This is a genomic window from Capnocytophaga sp. oral taxon 332 str. F0381 (assembly GCF_000318275.2).
Classification (GTDB): domain Bacteria; phylum Bacteroidota; class Bacteroidia; order Flavobacteriales; family Flavobacteriaceae; genus Capnocytophaga; species Capnocytophaga bilenii.
The window spans coordinates 1-1,058 of the sequence record NZ_KB291338.1 but is presented as its reverse complement, the minus strand read 5'-3'; the positions used below and the strand labels follow the sequence as shown (position 1 = coordinate 1,058).

1 protein-coding gene is annotated in these 1,058 nt (G+C 29.7%); it reads left to right on the top strand.

The features are described from left to right. Positions 1-181: 181 nt before the first annotated feature. Positions 182-1,058, top strand: an 877-nt coding sequence (locus tag HMPREF9075_RS10120; protein WP_198144784.1) for a DUF2931 family protein, incomplete at its 3' end; no start/stop codon positions are given.

The window sequence follows — 1,058 nt, the reverse complement described above, 5'->3', positions numbered from 1 at the left end:
CACGAGCTACAAGCTCGCGCCAGCGGGGGGAAAAAGAAGATGGAAGTTTTAAAAAACGAGATGTTTTAAAAGGTTAAAAAATATTATGAGAAAAAATAGTATAATAATCATAGCATGTATTTTTTCTATATTTTTATTTTATATAAAAAATACAGATTATGTAAAAAAGATATATAATAATATGAATAATAACTATGAATGGCTGATATTAACATCAGCAGATGAAGGGTATCCTATGAGAATATTAGATGGAGGATTTATATGTAGAAAAGGTATTTTTTTTTCTATCCCCACTGTACAACAAGATTTGACACATTCTTTATTTAGAGATTCTGGTTTAATGATAGTAGGAGATAATTTTCGCCCAATACCTCATAAGATGGAAATTAAGTGGTTTTCCTATGTGGAAAATAAATTCTTTAAAGGTGAATTTGATTTAGATCATAAGTATATTGAAGCCCTTTTTAAACAAAAAGTTATATACAAAAAAGGGGGAGGTGATTTTAAATTAGTGCTTATTCCAGGTGGAAAAGTAATGTTATATTTAACTGGTGAGAATACCTTTTTATTAGGCATTTATCAAGCACAAGAATACATTGTCATAGGAAATGAAAATTATTATAAAGAAATGTTTTTTCATATAGATACATTAACACGTGAACAGGATGTTCAAATTTTTCAAAAAGATCTTCCCCAACAAACATTAAATGAAATAAATAATAATACTATTCCCACTGATATTTGGGATAAAATTAGTGTGAAATATCCTTGGCGCTTTACATTTCATTTAGTAGATAGAGATGATTATCCTGAAAAAATAGTTGGAGAAGAAGAGAATCACGTTGTGTTTATCAATGCTGAGAAGAGGTTAAAACTTAATGAAGTGAATTATTTTATTACACCTGAACCTAAGCCTATTCCTATTGAATTGGCAACTACTTTTGATGCTCCTGGAGGGAGGTATGAGTTTAGGATATTTCCAGGTAATGTAGGTGGTAAGGAGTTTTCTGTTTTACCTTATGACCAATATCGCAAACGAGAGCAACAACTTGTAAAGA